Here is a 15067-nt window from a genome sequence, read left to right as displayed (position 1 = left end):
TCAGGCCGGTTCCAGCAGATCTTTCAGGGCCAGCGAGGCATCGGCAAGGCGCGCGGGATCAGGCCGCGCGCCTGCTTCGACCAGCTTGCGGCCCTGAACGTAATCCTTGACCATATTGACGCAATCGAGCGCGATGACGCGACCAGCCTTCAGATAGATCACCGAAAAAGCCCGGTTGGCCGGATCGCCGCGCAGAACTGTCCGGTCATAATCCCGGCTGATCCCGGCGGTTTGCAGCCGCAGGTCATACTGGTTCGACCAGAACCACGGAAAAGCCTTATAGGGCTGGGCCTCGCCGCAGATTGCCTTGGCAACGCAGGTCGCCATGTCATTGGCGTTCTGCACCGATTCCACCCGCATGTCCGCGCCCCCGGCATAAGCGCAGGCATAGGAGGCGCAATCGCCGATGGCATAGATGTCGGGCAGGCTGGTGCGGCAATATTCGTCCACATCGACGCCCGGCCCGCCCCGCGCACCCGCCGCGATCAGTGGGCCTACCGCAGGCACGATGCCGATGCCGACAATCACCGCCTCGGCCGGGATCACCTCGCCATCGGCCAGCCTGACGCCGGTGACATGGCTCTCGCCCTCCAGCCTTTCGACCGCCGCGCCCAGACGCAGATCGACGCCATGGGCGCGATGCTCGGCCTGATAGAAGGCGGAGAGTTCCGGTCCCGCAACGCGGGCCAGCACGCGGGGCAGGGCTTCGAGCAGGGTGACCCGCAGGCCCGCCTTGGTTAGCACCGCCGCCGCCTCCAGCCCGATATAGCCGCCCCCGATCACCACGATATTCTTTATGCCGCCGTCCACCTGCGCCATCAGCCGGTCGCAATCGGCGCGGGTGCGCACGGCATGGACCCCGGCCAGATCGGCCCCGGCGCAGGTCAGGCGGCGCGGATCGCCCCCGGTGGCCCAGACCAGACGGCCATAGCCATAGGTCGCGCCGTCATCGAGCGTCAGCACCTTGGCCGCCGGATCCACCGCGACCACTTCGCGGCCCAGCATAAAGGCCACATCCTTTTCCGCCCAGAACGCGGGCGGGCGGATAAGCAGGCGCTCGAATGTCTTTTCCCGCGCGAAATATTCCTTGGACAGCGGCGGGCGTTCATAGGGCAATTCCGGCTCGCGCCCGATGACGGTGATCGTGCCTGCAAAGCCGTTCTGGCGCAGGGCGATCGCACATTGCGCCCCGCCATGCCCCGCGCCCACGATGACAATATCGGCTTTATCCATGATGCTGAACCCGCAGAAAGGAATGCAAGGCCCCGGCCAGCGCCTCGGGCGCCTCAAGCGGGGCAAGATGAGCGGCCTCGAGCGAGCGATGCTCGGCCCCCGGAATATGGGCCAGCAGATGCTCACCATGCCCGGCCAGCGGCGTTGAGGTATCGCGCGTGCCGGTGATCACCAGCGCGGGGCAGGCGATGCCCGCGATGCGCCGGGCCAGATCCATGTCGCGGATCGCCGCGCCGCATCCGGCATAGCCTTGCGGGTCCATCGTCAGCAATTGGCGGCGCACGCTTTCAAAATTCGTGGGCGCAGCCGCATCGGACAGGAAACGCCCCATGGCCAGATCGGCAATCGCGGCCATGCCTTCGGCCCGGACCTTGGCGATGCGATCATTCCATGATGCAGCATCCATCGTTGCCGAGGTGCAGATCAGCGCCAGATGGCTGATCCTTTCGGGCGCGCGCAGGGCCAGTTCCATGGCCGTCATCCCGCCCAGCGACACACCCGCCAGCGCAAAGCGCCCCAGCCCCGCCGCATCGGCCACCGCCAACACATCGTCCGCCAGCATGGCCAGCGAATAGTCCCCCGCAGCGGCAAGGGAGGCGCCGTGGCCCCGCGTATCCATGCGCAGCAGGGCGAAATCTTCGCGCAGGAACGGCAGCACGCCATCCCACAGATCCATGTCGGTGCCGATGGAATTGAGCAGCACCAGCGCGGGCGCATCATCGCGGCCGTCGCGCTTCCAATAGAGCCGCGCGCCGGGCGTATCGGTAAAAGGCATGATGAACTCCCTCAGCCCAGATCGCCGCCCGCCACGGGCAGGACCGATCCGGTAATATAGCTGGCCTCGTCCGAGGCGAGGAAGAGGATGGGGGCGATCTGTTCCTCCAGCGTGCCGTAGCGCTTCATGAAGGCCGATTGCGTGACCTGTTCGACCGCCTGCGCCATCCATGCCTGCTCCTGCGCATTGTCGCCTTCGGCGTTGCGCGGGGTGCGGCGCGGCGGTGCCTTTGTGCCGCCCGGCGCGGTGGCGACCACACGGATGCCGTCTTGCGCATATTCCATGGCCAGCGCCTGCGTCATGGCATTGATCCCGCCCTTGGCCGCCGAATAGGGCACACGGCGGATGCCGCGCGTGGCATTGGAGGAAACATTGACGATCACGCCCGCTCCCTGCGCCAGCATCGCGGGCAGCGCGGCATGGCAGCCATAGAGCGTGGGCATCAGCGAGCGGCGGATTTCCGCGTCGATCTGCTCAGGCGCAAATTCGGCATAGGGGCGCATCCGGATCGCCCCGCCGACATTGTTGACCAGAATGTCGATCCGGCCAAAAGCCTTAATGGCCGCCGCCATGGCATGGGCCGCGCCTTCATAGGTTTCCAGGTCACATTGGACCGAGACCGCCTTGCCGCCTGCCGCGATGATGGCCTGTTCGACCTCTGTGACAAAAGGCGCGCGGTCCACCAGCACCACGCTGGCCCCTTCGGCCGCCGCACGGGTGGCCACGCCCGCGCCAATGCCCTGCGCCGCGCCGGTGACGACCATCACCTTGCCCGCGAAACGTCCCTCAAAGATCACAGCGCCGCCTCCTCAGACGTGGTAGATGTCGATGACCTGATGAATGTAATCGTCCTTCAGCACGATCTTTTTCTTCAGGATTTTCGGTTCGGCCCCGCTCGTGTCCAGCGTCAGGAAGGTCGTCCCGAAAAACTGCGCGGTCTGCTGATAGCGGTGGCTGAGCGTATGCCAGTTGTAGCGCAGGTCGAGCGCGCCATCGGCAACCGCCAAAACCTCGACATTGGCGATGAAATGCGCGGTGCGTGCCTCGGGCGTGCTGGCCGAGGAGCGCTCGGTGTTGAGCCGATAGACCCGGTCCTCCAGCCCCTTGCGATTGGCGTAATAGATCAGCGAGATCTCGCGCTGCGGGTCGGTGGTCAGCGCGTCATCATCGGTCCATGCCGGCATCCAATATTCGACATTGTCCGCATAGCATTCCAGCCACGCATCGAAATCGCGATCATCCAGCAGGCGCGCCTCGCGGTAGAGGAAGGCGCAGATGTCGGCATGGGACAGGGATTGTTCGAGAGCGATGGTCATTGTGCCGCCTCCATCAGTCCATGGCCGTCGCGGGTCAGGCCCTCGATCATGATCTGCGCCCAGAATTCATGCTGGCGCACAAACAAGCCCTCGTCCTCGCTGCGCTCGCTCGACAGCAGGGGGGTCATGCCCATTGCGACGGCATTGGCATCGGGTCCCGCGATCCAGCGTTTCGCCCCCCGGCTGAGGTCATTCCACAAGGCGCCCGCGCCCTCATAGGCCGATTGGCAGGAGCGGAATTCCTCCAGATCATCGGGCGTGCCCATGCCGGACACGTTGAAGAAATCCTCATACTGGCGGATGCGATGGGCGCGGTCTTCGGCGCTTTCCCCCTTGGGGGCATAGCAATAGATCGTGACCTCGGTGGTATGCACGTCGATCGGGCGCACCACGCGGATCTGGGTGGAGAACTGGTCCATCAGAAACACATTGGGATAGAGCGCCAGATTGCGCGTCTGCTCCAGAATAAACCGCGCCTTGTCCGCGCCCAGACGTTCCTCAAGCTGCGGCTTCAGGTTCCACACCGGGCGCACTTCCGGGTTCAGCACCTGAGTCCAGAGCAGGATATGGCCATGTTCAAAGCCATAGACCCCGCTGGCCGGAGCCTTGGACCAGCCGTTGGCATCGACCGCCTTGGTGCCGCCCTCGGCGCGGCGGCCCATGGTGGACTGATAGTTTTCATGGACCGAGCTGACGTGATAGCCGTCACAGCCATTCTCCATCTGCATCTTCCAGTTGCCGTCGAAGGTGTAGGTGGAATTGCCGGTCAGCACCTCCAGCCCCTCGGGCGCCTGATCGACCATCTGGTCGATGATGACCTTCGCTTCGCCCAGATGGTCGGCCAGCGGCAGGACATCGTGGTTGAGCGAGCCGAAGATGAAGCCGCGATAGCTTTCCACCCGAACGCGGGTCAGGTCATGCGAGCCTTCGTGGTCAAAGCTCTCGGGATAGGCTCCGCTGCTGGCGTCCTTGGCGCGCAGCAGCTTGCCGTCGGTCTTGAAGCTCCAGCCGTGGAAGGGACAGACGAAGAGCGGCTGATTGCCCCGCTTGCGGCGGCACAGTTTGGCGCCGCGATGCGCGCAGGCATTGACCACGCAATTGAGCCCGCCATCCTTGGCCCGGTTCAGGATCACCGGGGTGCGCCCGATCCAGGCGGTCAGATAATCGTTCTTGTTTTCGATCTGGCTTTCATGGGCCAGATAAACCCAATTGCTCTCGAAGATATATTTCATCTCCAGTTCGAACAGTTCAGGGTCGGTGAAAACATCGCGGCGGCAACGGAAAATGCCGGTTGCCGGATCATCCACCACGGCGCCGGCAATGCGCTGGATCAGGCCTTCGTTCATTGTCCCTCTCCTCTTCAGGCGTTTTCGACGGCGGGCTGGGCCTGCGCCCGGCTGCGCGAGGAGAAGCCTTCGTCAGCGGCGTCATGGGCGCGCTGAAGCTGGAAATCGAAGGCGATATAGGCCGCATCGCCCTGACGGTTGGGCACGGGCAGCAGGCCCTCGCGGGTGCCAAAGGCGAAATCGTCGGCGGCAAAGGGATCGTCGCCGAAGTTGATCTGCGTGGTCAGCGTGCGATAGCCGGGCGCCTCGATGAAGAAATGCACATGGGCGGGGCGATTGCCATGGCGGCCCAGCGCCTGCATCAGTTGATCGGTCGCGCCCTGCGGAGGCACGGAATAGCCGCTGGGCATTTTCGAATGGAACGCATATTTGCCATCCGCGCCCAGCTTGATCCGGCGGCGGTTGTTGAAAGGCGTCTGTTCGCCGGTCGGGTCGAAATGCGAATACCAGCCCTGCGAATTGGCGTGCCAGACATGCAGGATCGCATTCTGGACCGGTTCGCCGTCCGGCCCCGTGACGGTGCCGTTCATATGCAGGACCTGCGTGCCTTCGTCAGGATCGGTGCTCAGGTTCACATTGCCCTCGACCAGCGGGGCGCCCGCGACATAGAGCGGGCCTTCGATGGTGCGCGGCGTGCCGCCCGTCAGGCCCGCTTCGGCATCCTTGGCGTCCATATAGAGGTCGAGGAAATGCTCGATGCCGGTGCCCGGCACGATCAGGCCGATCTCGCCCGCGCCATCGGCCAGAAACTTCATCGCCAGCCAGAATTCGCTTTCCGAAATGTCATGGCGCACGATCAGTTCCATCGCCGACTGAAACAGATCGCGCATGATGGCCTTGAAGCGGGGATTGCCGCCGCTTTCGCCCATACCGGCGGCGCGGTCGAGCAATTGCTGGATTTCGGGGGTTTTTACGAAGCTTACGTCCATTTTATACTCTCCCGGTGAAGTGTTAACGGTCATCCTCATGGATGGCGGAGGGGTGGCGGCACAGCGGCGTCACCTTCATCGTGATGAAGGGATAGAGCGGCAGCGCGATCAGCAGATCGTGGAGGGCGGCATTGCTCTCGACATCAAAGATCGAGACATTCGAATAGAGTCCGGCCTTGCGCCAGATATGGCGCCACACGCCCGATGCCTGAAGCGTCTGGGAATAGGCCTTTTCCTCGGCCTTGATCCGATCGGCCTGCGCCGGATCGAGATCGTGGGGAAGATGCACGTCCATTTCGACCATGAACAACATGGGGTCAGACTCCTGCGCCGACGGGGTGAAGAACGGGGGCGGCATCGCGCCGGAAGCGGGCCAGTTTGCCGAGGTCGAGCGTGACGCCCAGACCGGGGCCCTTGGGCAGGTTCAGCGAGAAATCGCCATAGGCCAGCGGCTCGGTCAGGATTTCCTCGGTCTGGAGCAGCGGACCGAACAGTTCGGTGCCCCATGCCAGTTCGGGCAGCGTGGCAAAGACATGGGCCGAGGCGATGGTGCCGATGCCGCCTTCCAGCATCGTGCCGCCATAAAGGCCGATGCCCGATGCCGCGCCGATGGCGGCCACCTCGGCGGCGGCGAACAGGCCGCCCGATTGCGCGATTTTCAGTGCAAAGACGCCCGCCGCATGGGCCGAGGCTATGCGCATCGCGCTGCGCGGGCCATGCAGCGCCTCGTCGGCCATCAGCGCGACGGGCTGCGATTGCGACAGGCGCGCCATGGCGGCAATATCATCGCCCGCAATCGGCTGTTCGACCAACTCGCAGCCCACATCATGCAGCATCGCCATGCCCAGCTTGGCCTGCGCCTCGCTCCAGTTCTGGTTGACATCGACGCGCACGCTGGCCCGGTTGCCCAATGCCTTGCAGATTGCGCCGACATGGGCGACATCCTCGCGTACCTCGCGCTTGCCGATCTTCAGCTTGAAGATGCGGTGACGGCGGCGGTCGAGCATCTCCTCGCCCTCGGCAATGTCGCGGGCCGTATCGCCGCTGGCCAGTGTCCATGCAATGGGCAGGCTCTCGCGCCGCCGCCCGCCGCCGATCAGTTCGGAAACCGGCACGCCCAGACGCTTGCCCGCCATATCGAGCAGCGCCGTTTCCACCGCGCATTTGGCGAAATGATTGCCCCGCACGCATTTGGCCACTTTGGCCATGGTCGCGCCCACCTGCGCAATGTCGCAGGTCTGCAGGACCGGGATGATATAGGTGTCGATGGCCGACTTGATGCTTTCGGGGCTTTCCTCGCCATAGCTCAGGCCCCCGATGGTGGTGCCTTCGCCAATGCCTTCGACCCCATCGGAATCGATCAGGCGGACGATGACCATCGATTGATAATGCATCGTGGCCATGGCCAGCACATGCGGGCGGATGGTCGGCACATCGACGATATAGGTATCGGAAAGATCCAGCGTAGCCATTGCGGCGACTCTCCGTAAGGGTTAGTTGTCTTGGGGATCTGGTTAGTGCTTTCGGCGCGCTTCGACAAAGATCAATGCGGTGTCACTTTGATACCTGAAAGGTATGGAATGATCGATTTGCGGCTCCTGCGTTACTTTGTCGCCGTGACCGAGGAAGGCAATTTCCACCGCGCCGCCGAAAGGCTGCATATCGCCCAGCCACCCCTTTCGCGCGCCATTCAACAGCTTGAGGCCGATGTCGGCTCGCCCCTGCTGGATCGCGCCGCGCGGCCCCTGCGGCTGACGCCGGTGGGCAAGCTGCTCTATTCGCAGGCCTTGCAGATGCTGGCCCGGATGGAGGATCTGCAGACCATGGTGCGCGCGGCGGCCACCAGCAAGCGGCGGCGGCTGGTGCTGGGCTTTGTCGCTTCGACCATCTATGCGCGCCTGCCCGAACTGATCCGCGAATTCCGCAAGGCGGCCAGCGATGTCGAACTGGTGATGGTCGAAAGCACCACGCTGGATCAGATCGCGGCGCTGAAAGACGGGCGGATCGATATCGGCTTTGGCCGCATCCGCTTTGAAGATCCGGCGGTGCGGCGCATCATCCTGCGCCATGAAGGGCTGATCGCAGCCTTTCCGATGGACCACCCGCTGGCGCGGCAGGCCGGACCTGTCTCGCTCAAGGAACTGGCCGACGAGCCGCAGATTCTTTATCCCCGCTCGCCGCGCCCCAGCTATGCCGATCAGGTCATCTCGCTGTTCCGCGATCACGGTGTCGAGCCGCGCATTGTCCATGAGGCGCGCGAATTGCAGATCGCCATCGGGCTGGTCGCGGCCGAGGAAGGCATGGCAATCGTGCCGGAATCGGTGCGCCGCGCGCGCAGCCATGACGTTGCCTATCGCGAACTGGCCGAACCGGCGACCTCGCCCATTATCCTGAGCCACCGGGCAGGGGACACATCGCCCGAACTGGCATTGATGGGGGCGGTGATCGCGCGGATGTATCAACAATGGGGCTATGGCGTACCGGCAGGATTGCCGGAATCCGCCGCGCCATCATGAAAATTGTTCAATGCGGCGTGAAGCATGTGATATCTGAACCGGATGCGGGGGCTGTGATAAGGCGGGGTGTCATCAATTTTTCAGGACATTGCCGATGTCGCTCAAACCCGCCCGCCATTCCTGTGCCGCCACCCGCACCACCGCCATGCCCCATATTGCCGTTCCGGAATCGCTGAACGGTACGCCGGTCCATTGGCTGGAGCAGGCGAGCGAGGAGGATTACCTTGACGGGCTGAACGCGGTATAGGTCGCCCATGGCCTTTGCCCGAACCGATCTGGCGGATCTTGCCGCCTTTATCGCCATTGCCCGCCACCGCAATTTCCGTCTGGCCGGACTGGAACTGGGCGTCAGCGCTTCGGCGCTCAGCCATGCGCTCAAGGGGCTGGAGGAAAGGCTGGGCGTCAAGCTGGTCAACCGCACCAACCGCTCGGTGACGCTGAGCGCGGCGGGCGAAGATCTGCTGGCGGGGCTGGGGGCGCCCTTTGCCGCGGTGATGGCGGCCGAGGATGTGCTCAACCGCCATCGCCATACGCCGCGCGGGCGCATCCGGCTCAATGTTCCCGATGTCGCCGCTGAAATGCTGCTGGCCCCGGTGCTGCCCGAATTCAACCGGCGCTGGCCGGCGATCGAGCTGGATATCTGCGTTGAAAACCGGATGCTCGATGTGTTCGACGACGGGTTCGATGCGGGCATCCGCTTTGGCGGCACCGTGCCCGATGACATGATCGCCCAGCGCCTGAGCGCGCAGATCGAATGGTGCATCGCGGCCTCGCCCGAATATCTGGCGGTCCATGGCGTGCCCGCGCATCCGCATGATCTGGCCGCGCATCGCTGTCTGCAGATCCGTCTGGGCGATGAGCGGATCTATCGCTGGGAATTTGAACGCGGCGGGGAAAGTATCGTCATGGCCGTGCCCGGCGCGATCACCCATAATTCCGGCTCATTGGCCAATGAACTGGCACGGCGGGGGGCGGGGCTGGTCTATGCCGCGCTGCCCTCCATCGCCGGGGACCTGGCGGCGGGGCGGCTGCAAAGGGTGCTGGAGGACTGGGTTTCGCCCGGCGAGCCTTTGCATATCTACTATCCGGGGCGGCGCAATCTGCCGGTGGGCCTGCGCCTGCTGGTCGAACTGATCCGGGAAATGCGGCCGCTGGGCTTCTGATCTTCAGCCTTTGATGAAATTGGTTCAACGCCGCGTGGAATGCGCGGGGGCCAAGGCGATCAACCCCGGCCTTGTGTTCGACCTCGACCTGCCGCTCTCGCAAGTGGCCGATGCCTGTCGCGCGATGGATAAACGCCGCGCGATCAAGGCCATTTTTTCGCCCGTAAAGGAAAACCATGTCCAATCCTGCCCCCGCCGCCCTTCTGGACGCCCGACCGGACGCGCCCGACACACCGCCTGCGTGGAGCGCGGTCTTTGCCCTCACGCTCTGTGTCTCCACGCTGATCGCCTCGGAATTCATGCCGGTCAGCCTGCTTACGCCCATCGCCCGCGATCTTTCGCTATCGGAAGGGACGGCCGGGCAGGCGATCGCGATATCGGGCCTGTTTGCCGTCATCACCAGCCTGTGCGTTGCGCGGATCAGCGCGGGGGTGGACCGGCGGCATTTGCTGATGGGCCTGACGGCGCTGATGGCGGCATCGGGGGTGGTGGTGGCCGCCGCCCCCAATTTCGTTATGCTGATGGCGGGGCGGGCGATGATCGGCATGGTGATCGGCGGTTTCTGGTCGATGTCGACGGCCACGGTCATGCGGCTGGTGCCCGCGCGCGATGTGCCGCGCGCGCTGGCTCTGCTCAATGGCGGCAATGCGCTGGCCACCACCATCGCTGCGCCCTTGGGCAGTTTTCTGGGCCAATATATCGGGTGGCGCGGGGCCTTCTTTGCGGTCGTGCCGCTGGCCGCCCTGACCTTTGCATGGAAATATTTCACCCTGCCCAGCCTGCCCGCGCCGGTGGCGGCGGATCGGGCCGGGGTTTTCGGCATCCTGCCCAAACCCAAGGTGGCCATCGGCATGGCGGCCACGGCGCTGCTCTTTATGGGGCAATTCGCCGCCTTCACCTATTTCCGCCCGTTTCTGGAGCAGGTGACGGGAGTGGGGATTTCGGCTCTCTCGCTGATCCTGCTGGGGCTGGGCGCGGCGGGGATGGTGGGCAATGCGGTAATCGGGCGGTTTGTCGCGCGCTCCTTGCGGGGCACCTTGCTGGTGATGCCGATCCTGCTGGGGCTGGTGGCGCTCGGACTGATACGCTGGGGGCACCAAGCCTTGCCCACGGGGGCCTTGCTGGCGCTGTGGGGCTGTATCGGCACGGCAGCGCCCGTGGCGTGGTGGGCGTGGCTGGCCCGCGCCTTGCCCGATGATGCCGAGGCGGGCGGGGGTCTGATGGTGGCGGTGATACAGATGGCGATCACGCTGGGTGCGGGGCTGGGCGGCATGCTGTTTGACCATCTGGGTTATCAGGCCAGTTTCGCTCTGGCCGCGCTTTTGCTGGTGCTTTCGGGCGTGCTGGGCCTGTTTTGCGTGCCTCAGGAGCGCAAGACGACGCTTGTGAAATGAGTCGACGGGCAGCCAAACGCCCTGTCCAGACACAATTCGTCGCAATTTGTAATCGCTTTGGCCTCCCTGACAGTTGCTTGAATGCAACCTTCATCTGCGAGAAATGATCGAAGTGACACGCCGCTCTGGTGAAATTCGAAAAGGAGTTGTGTGATGCGTGTCATGTCCAAAAAGTCGGGAATCATCGTTCTGCTGGCCACCAGTGCCATGACCATGGCGGCCGCCGTTTCGGCCCAGTCGCCCGATGCCGCCAAGGCTGATATCACCGTCAACGGCACCCCCATCCCCGATGCCTCGCAGATGACGCCGGGCCCCGAGATCAAGGGCTTTATCTCGGCGCGCGGCGGCAACCGGGTGCAGGTTACAGGCCCCGATGGCACCAAATCGGTGATCGCCTATAATGAAGCCACCGTCATCAAGGCCAGCAAGGGCCTGTTCGGCAGCAACAAGATGGACGGCGGGGCGCTGCTCAACGGTCTGCCGGTGACGGTGCGCACGATGCAATGGCCCGGCGGCCTGCTGGCCAGCCAGATCACGCTGCGTCAGGGCGACCTGAAAATGGCGAACATGGTCCGCCACGGCACCGACCAGCGCTTTGCCGCCAATGAGGCGGCGACCGAGGCGCTGCGCGGACGCATGGCCGACATTGACAATTACAACGTCAAGAGCACGACCAATGTCCATTTCGACACCGGCAAGGCATCTCTCTCGCCGCAAGACAAGGCCGAGCTTTGCAATACGGCCAGCCAGGCCGAAGGCGTGAGCAATGCGCTCCTGCTGGTGGTGGGCTATACCGATGCGACCGGCAGCGACGAGTTCAACCAGACGTTGAGCGAAAAGCGCGCCAGCAGCGTGATCAACTATCTCCAGCAGGCGTGCCACTGGAAGCCCTATCGCATGCTGACCCCGACCGGCATGGCCAAGGCCGATCCTCTGGCCAGCAATGACACGCCCGAAGGCAAGGCGCAGAACCGCCGCGTTTCGGTCAACGTGTTGGTCAGCAAGGCGGTCGACGGGGTCTGAACGACTCCGGCACGGCGGTGATGGCGGGGCTTTGTCGATGGATGTGTCGCCAAGGCCCCTTGCCGTCAAGGCACTGGCCGTTACGGCCTAATCGTCGCGTCCGTGCCGACCATTCGGGTCAGAGATGGATCGTCTGGACGGCCAGTTGCGCCATGGCGGGGCGATGGCTGATCAGGATCAGCCCGCTTCCGGTCTTGTCCAGCCATTGCTGCAACCGCTCGCAGAGCAAAGACTCGGTGGCGCGGTCCAGCCCTTCGCTCGGCTCGTCGAGCAGGAGCCACGGCCGCCCCGCCAACAAGGCCCGCGCCAGAGCGATCCGCCGCCTTTGTCCTCCCGACAGCCGCGCGCCTTCGCCGCCCAGCCAGTGATCGAGCGGGGCGATATCCTGTGCGCAGGCGACCCACAGCGCCTGTTCCATCGCCGCCCGATCGATGCCGGGACGGGCCAGCGCCAGATTGTCGGCCAGACTGCCCGCGATCAGCGGCGCGTCCTGGGTCATGACGGCAAAAGTCCCGCGCAGACCGGCCAGCCCCAGTGCACGCGGATCGCTCCCGTCCACCCGCAACACCTGCGGCGCATCGTCGCGCAATCCGGCCAGCGTTTCGATCAGGCGCGTCTTGCCGATGCCCGATGGGCCGGACAGCAGGACGCGCGCACCGGGGGCGAAATCCTGCCCCGCGATATGTAGCGCGGGATGCGGTGAGAGGGAACGTGGCGGCGGCCCTTGCGGGGCCTCCATGGCCTGCAGCCGGGCCTCTGCCTGACGCACCTGCGGCGCGCCCGCATCATGCACGGCCAGCCCGGCCCATATCTCCAGTGCGGCCATCGCGGCCAGCAGCCCCAGCGCAAGCATCGGCGCTCCGCCACGGGCACTCCAGGCGATCAGCGCCAGAATGAGGCCGGCGAGAATGGTTTGCGAGGCGGTGATCGTCGCCTCGGCGCGGGCCAGCGCACGCTCGGCCCGCGCCATCGCGTCATTATCCATCGCGGCGGCCAGTCGCGGGGCAAGATCGTAAACCGCAATATCGGCAGCGGGGCCGGCCATGTCGGCATAATCGGCCTGCATGTCGGCATGGGCCTGCGCCGCCTGCGCCTGCAACGGGGGCAGCCGCTTCGCCAGCGCGCGCGAAGCGAAACGCATCGCGGCCATCCCGAGCGCCATGGCCACCGCCGCGCGCCAGCCCAGCAGGCCCACCATCGCCAGCCCGGCCATTCCCCCCGTCCATCCGCCGACCCGTGCCACGCGCCGGATCGCGGCATCCTCAAGCAGATCGACATCGCGGCCGAAGCGGGCGGCCATCGCCCCGCTGCGCCCCGGATCGCGGCCGTTAAGCGCGCCCTGCGCCAGTCGGGCGAACAGAAAGGCCCGTAATTCGGCCAGAGCAAACAGCGCGGCGCGGTGGCCCAGCATTCTTTCGCCATAGCGTCCCGCCGTGCGCGTGATGGCGGCGGCGCGAATGGCAGCGCTGGGCAGGAGGTAGTTGAAAGCGGCGACCGCCGAGGGGCCCGCCATGCCCGCCATCCCCGCGCCGACCAGAAACCAGCCTGCCGCCCCCAGCAGTCCGATCGCCGCCAGCGCCGCGCCACCCGCGCAAACCATGCCCCAGCGCAAGGCGCGCCTTTGCCCGGCCAGCGGTTTGTCAAGCAGGCTGCTCATCGGGCGATCTCCGGGGCGACGGGGCATTGGGTCATGGCCTGCGCGATGAGGTCGGCATCATGGGTGGCCGCGATCACCATGCGGTCTTGCGCAATTTCGCCCAGCAGGGCGCGGATCGTGGCGGCCGTGACCGGGTCGAGATCGGCGGTGGGTTCGTCGAGCAACAGGATCGGGCGGCCCGACAAAATGGCGCGGGCAAGGCCGATCCGCCGCCGTTCTCCACCCGAAAGGCCCGAACCGCGATGGTCGATCACCATATCCAGCCCGCCCCGCGCCGCCAGCATCGCGCCCAGCCCCATCCTGTTCAGGACCGCCAGCATGGCCTCGTCATCGGCCATGCCCATCGCCAGATTGTTGCCCATCGCCAGATTGTTGCGAAGTGTGCCGGGCAACAGGGCCACGGCCTGACCGGCCCAACCGATGGAAGGATTGGCCGATCCGGGCAGGAAATCACCATCATCGGCCAGCACCCGACCTTCGCTCACCGCAACCTGGCCGATCAGCGCCAGCAGCAGCGAGGATTTGCCGCTGCCTGTGGGGCCGGTCACCACATGCAGCCCCGGCCCGCGCCAATCCCAGTCGAGCGGGCCGATCCGCGCGCCTTCGCGGTGGGTCAGGACCACGCCGCGGCCGATCCATTGCCGGGGCGCGGCGATGGCGGGAAGGGGCGGGGGCAGGGCGCCCATCGCCTCGTCCATGGCGGCCAGCGCGGCCTCGCCGGTCTGTTTCTCGTGATAGGCGGCGGCAAGACGGCGCAGCCCCAGATAGAATTCCGGCGCCAGCGCCAACACAAAGAAAGCCCGCCCCAGATCGAGCCTTTCGGGTGCGGGAAAGGGCAGCAGGCCCAGCAGCGAAAAGCCGCAATAGACTGCCACCAGCGCCACGCTGAGCGCGGCGAAGAATTCGAGGATCGCCCCTGAGGCAAAGGCGACCGCCAGCACCGAGAGGGTCCGCTGCGCCGCATCCCTGGCGCTGATGCCCAAATGGCGGGTCATCCGTTCCTCTGCGCCAAAGGCTAGGATTGTGGGCAGCGCGCGAAGGCGGTCGATGAACAGGCCCGACAGCCGCGCCAGCGCCTGATGCTGGGCCTGCGCCCGCCGGGCGGCGGCGGTCCCGGCCAGCACCATGCCCAGAATGAAGGGCGCCAGCGTCGCCAGCATGATCGCGGCGGCGACATGGCTGGCGGGCCAGGCAGCCAGCATCACCAGCAGCGGCGAGACGCCCGAGGCCAGACGCAGCGGCAGATAGCGCGCGACATAACCGCGCGTGGCAACGGGCGCCTCAATGGCCAAATGCATATCCTCACCCACCAGCCTGCCCCGCATCAGCCGCGTGGGCAGCAAGGCGGGCAGCAGGATCGCCTGCCAGCGGGTTTGGGCGCGGATGGCAGCAGCGATGCCGCTGTGATGCGCCTGTGATTGGGCCAGCGCCCGGATGATCCCGCCCGCAAGCAGGACAAAGGGCCCAAAACCTGCTATATGGCCCGCCGTCGCGTCCGCAATCACCCATGCCAGCCCCAGCGCCGCGACTATCGCGCCGACAGTATCCGTGATCCACCAAAGGCTTGAGGCGGGATCAGGGCGGGGCCGGGCGAGGGAAAGGGGGTTGACCATATTACAAAATGCTCATATTAGCATCGCCTGCAATTAGCAAGCGAGTCTGTCTGATACGCCCGCCTGCCATTTGCCTGCCTTGCGCCTGATGCGCTGGTCAAT

Annotated in this window: 15 protein-coding genes; 5 read left to right on the top strand and 10 right to left on the bottom strand. The window is 65.3% G+C overall.

Translation table 11 applies throughout. From position 1 onward, the window contains the following. From PQ457_RS18350 to PQ457_RS18315, 8 genes are read right to left on the bottom strand one after another with little or no spacing between them, the layout of a single operon-like run. Positions 1-1233 (bottom strand): NAD(P)/FAD-dependent oxidoreductase, encoded by a 1233-nt coding sequence (locus PQ457_RS18350; protein ID WP_273620293.1) that lies wholly within the window; start codon positions 1231-1233, stop codon positions 1-3. After that, complete coding sequence (pcaD, locus tag PQ457_RS18345) at positions 1226-2008, bottom strand: 3-oxoadipate enol-lactonase (RefSeq protein WP_273620292.1); 783 nt, start codon at positions 2006-2008, stop codon at positions 1226-1228. Before pcaD ends, PQ457_RS18350 begins: the two co-directional genes overlap by 8 nt. 11 nt (positions 2009-2019) lie before the next feature. Beyond that, a complete protein-coding gene (benD, locus tag PQ457_RS18340; protein WP_420541014.1) occupies positions 2020-2772 on the bottom strand; it encodes a benzoate diol dehydrogenase BenD in 753 nt (250 codons plus the stop codon). 45 nt (positions 2773-2817) lie between these two features. Continuing rightward, on the bottom strand, positions 2818-3324 hold the full coding sequence (gene benB, locus PQ457_RS18335) for a benzoate 1,2-dioxygenase small subunit (RefSeq protein WP_273620291.1): 507 nt from the start codon (positions 3322-3324) through the stop codon (positions 2818-2820). Further along, positions 3321-4670 (bottom strand): SRPBCC family protein, encoded by a 1350-nt coding sequence (locus tag PQ457_RS18330; RefSeq protein ID WP_273620290.1) that lies wholly within the window; start codon positions 4668-4670, stop codon positions 3321-3323. Before PQ457_RS18330 ends, benB begins: the two co-directional genes overlap by 4 nt. Before the next feature lie 14 nt (positions 4671-4684). Continuing rightward, entirely contained in the window at positions 4685-5599 is a 915-nt protein-coding gene (locus tag PQ457_RS18325; RefSeq protein ID WP_273620289.1) for a dioxygenase family protein, read from the bottom strand. A gap of 22 nt (positions 5600-5621) precedes the next feature. After that, positions 5622-5912 carry a muconolactone Delta-isomerase gene (gene catC / locus PQ457_RS18320; protein ID WP_273620288.1) on the bottom strand — a complete coding sequence of 97 codons (291 nt, stop codon included), beginning with the start codon at positions 5910-5912 and terminating at the stop codon, positions 5622-5624. Between the two features lie 4 nt (positions 5913-5916). Further along, positions 5917-7071, bottom strand: a complete 1155-nt coding sequence (locus tag PQ457_RS18315) for a muconate/chloromuconate family cycloisomerase (protein WP_273620287.1) — start codon at positions 7069-7071, stop codon at positions 5917-5919. A 111-nt stretch (positions 7072-7182) separates the two neighbouring features. Here PQ457_RS18315 and PQ457_RS18310 point away from each other — a divergent pair, with 111 nt between their 5' ends. The 5 genes from PQ457_RS18310 (at position 7183) to PQ457_RS18290 (ending at position 11695) form a co-directional block, all read left to right on the top strand. Beyond that, on the top strand, positions 7183-8115 hold the full coding sequence (locus tag PQ457_RS18310) for a LysR family transcriptional regulator (protein WP_273620396.1): 933 nt from the start codon (positions 7183-7185) through the stop codon (positions 8113-8115). A gap of 94 nt (positions 8116-8209) precedes the next feature. Beyond that, positions 8210-8362 (top strand): cupin domain-containing protein, encoded by a 153-nt coding sequence (locus PQ457_RS18305; RefSeq protein WP_337958506.1) that lies wholly within the window; start codon positions 8210-8212, stop codon positions 8360-8362. A 7-nt stretch (positions 8363-8369) separates the two neighbouring features. Beyond that, on the top strand, positions 8370-9278 hold the full coding sequence (locus tag PQ457_RS18300; protein ID WP_273620286.1) for a LysR family transcriptional regulator: 909 nt from the start codon (positions 8370-8372) through the stop codon (positions 9276-9278). Between the two features lie 176 nt (positions 9279-9454). Beyond that, a complete protein-coding gene (locus PQ457_RS18295) occupies positions 9455-10672 on the top strand; it encodes an MFS transporter (RefSeq protein ID WP_273620285.1) in 1218 nt (405 codons plus the stop codon). Between the two features lie 153 nt (positions 10673-10825). After that, on the top strand, positions 10826-11695 hold the full coding sequence (locus tag PQ457_RS18290) for an OmpA family protein (RefSeq protein ID WP_273620284.1): 870 nt from the start codon (positions 10826-10828) through the stop codon (positions 11693-11695). 118 nt (positions 11696-11813) lie between these two features. Here PQ457_RS18290 and PQ457_RS18285 read toward each other — a convergent pair whose 3' ends face one another. Continuing rightward, complete coding sequence (locus PQ457_RS18285; protein WP_273620283.1) at positions 11814-13352, bottom strand: ATP-binding cassette domain-containing protein; 1539 nt, start codon at positions 13350-13352, stop codon at positions 11814-11816. Continuing rightward, a complete protein-coding gene (locus PQ457_RS18280) occupies positions 13349-14965 on the bottom strand; it encodes an ATP-binding cassette domain-containing protein (protein WP_273620282.1) in 1617 nt (538 codons plus the stop codon). Before PQ457_RS18280 ends, PQ457_RS18285 begins: the two co-directional genes overlap by 4 nt. Positions 14966-15067: the final 102 nt, after the last annotated feature.

The organism is Novosphingobium humi, from assembly GCF_028607105.1.
Classification (GTDB): Bacteria; Pseudomonadota; Alphaproteobacteria; order Sphingomonadales; family Sphingomonadaceae; genus Novosphingobium; species Novosphingobium humi.
The sequence above is the reverse complement of the archived record's forward strand: the minus strand, read 5'-3'. Positions and strand labels throughout refer to the sequence as shown.

What these genes read in the sequence shown, in the direction of transcription:
- PQ457_RS18350 (WP_273620293.1), bottom strand. Translation starts at nt 1,233, where the DNA reads ATGGATAAAGCCGATATTGTCATCGTGGGCGCGGGGCATGGCGGGGCG.
- pcaD (WP_273620292.1), bottom strand. Translation starts at nt 2,008, where the DNA reads ATGCCTTTTACCGATACGCCCGGCGCGCGGCTCTATTGGAAGCGCGAC.
- benD (WP_420541014.1), bottom strand. Translation starts at nt 2,772, where the DNA reads ATGGTCGTCACCGGCGCGGCGCAGGGCATTGGCGCGGGCGTGGCCACC.
- benB (WP_273620291.1), bottom strand. Translation starts at nt 3,324, where the DNA reads ATGACCATCGCTCTCGAACAATCCCTGTCCCATGCCGACATCTGCGCC.
- PQ457_RS18330 (WP_273620290.1), bottom strand. Translation starts at nt 4,670, where the DNA reads ATGAACGAAGGCCTGATCCAGCGCATTGCCGGCGCCGTGGTGGATGAT.
- PQ457_RS18325 (WP_273620289.1), bottom strand. Translation starts at nt 5,599, where the DNA reads ATGGACGTAAGCTTCGTAAAAACCCCCGAAATCCAGCAATTGCTCGAC.
- catC (WP_273620288.1), bottom strand. Translation starts at nt 5,912, where the DNA reads ATGTTGTTCATGGTCGAAATGGACGTGCATCTTCCCCACGATCTCGAT.
- PQ457_RS18315 (WP_273620287.1), bottom strand. Translation starts at nt 7,071, where the DNA reads ATGGCTACGCTGGATCTTTCCGATACCTATATCGTCGATGTGCCGACC.
- PQ457_RS18305 (WP_337958506.1), top strand. Translation starts at nt 8,210, where the DNA reads ATGTCGCTCAAACCCGCCCGCCATTCCTGTGCCGCCACCCGCACCACC.
- PQ457_RS18300 (WP_273620286.1), top strand. Translation starts at nt 8,370, where the DNA reads ATGGCCTTTGCCCGAACCGATCTGGCGGATCTTGCCGCCTTTATCGCC.
- PQ457_RS18295 (WP_273620285.1), top strand. Translation starts at nt 9,455, where the DNA reads ATGTCCAATCCTGCCCCCGCCGCCCTTCTGGACGCCCGACCGGACGCG.
- PQ457_RS18290 (WP_273620284.1), top strand. Translation starts at nt 10,826, where the DNA reads ATGCGTGTCATGTCCAAAAAGTCGGGAATCATCGTTCTGCTGGCCACC.
- PQ457_RS18285 (WP_273620283.1), bottom strand. Translation starts at nt 13,352, where the DNA reads ATGAGCAGCCTGCTTGACAAACCGCTGGCCGGGCAAAGGCGCGCCTTG.
- PQ457_RS18280 (WP_273620282.1), bottom strand. Translation starts at nt 14,965, where the DNA reads ATGGTCAACCCCCTTTCCCTCGCCCGGCCCCGCCCTGATCCCGCCTCA.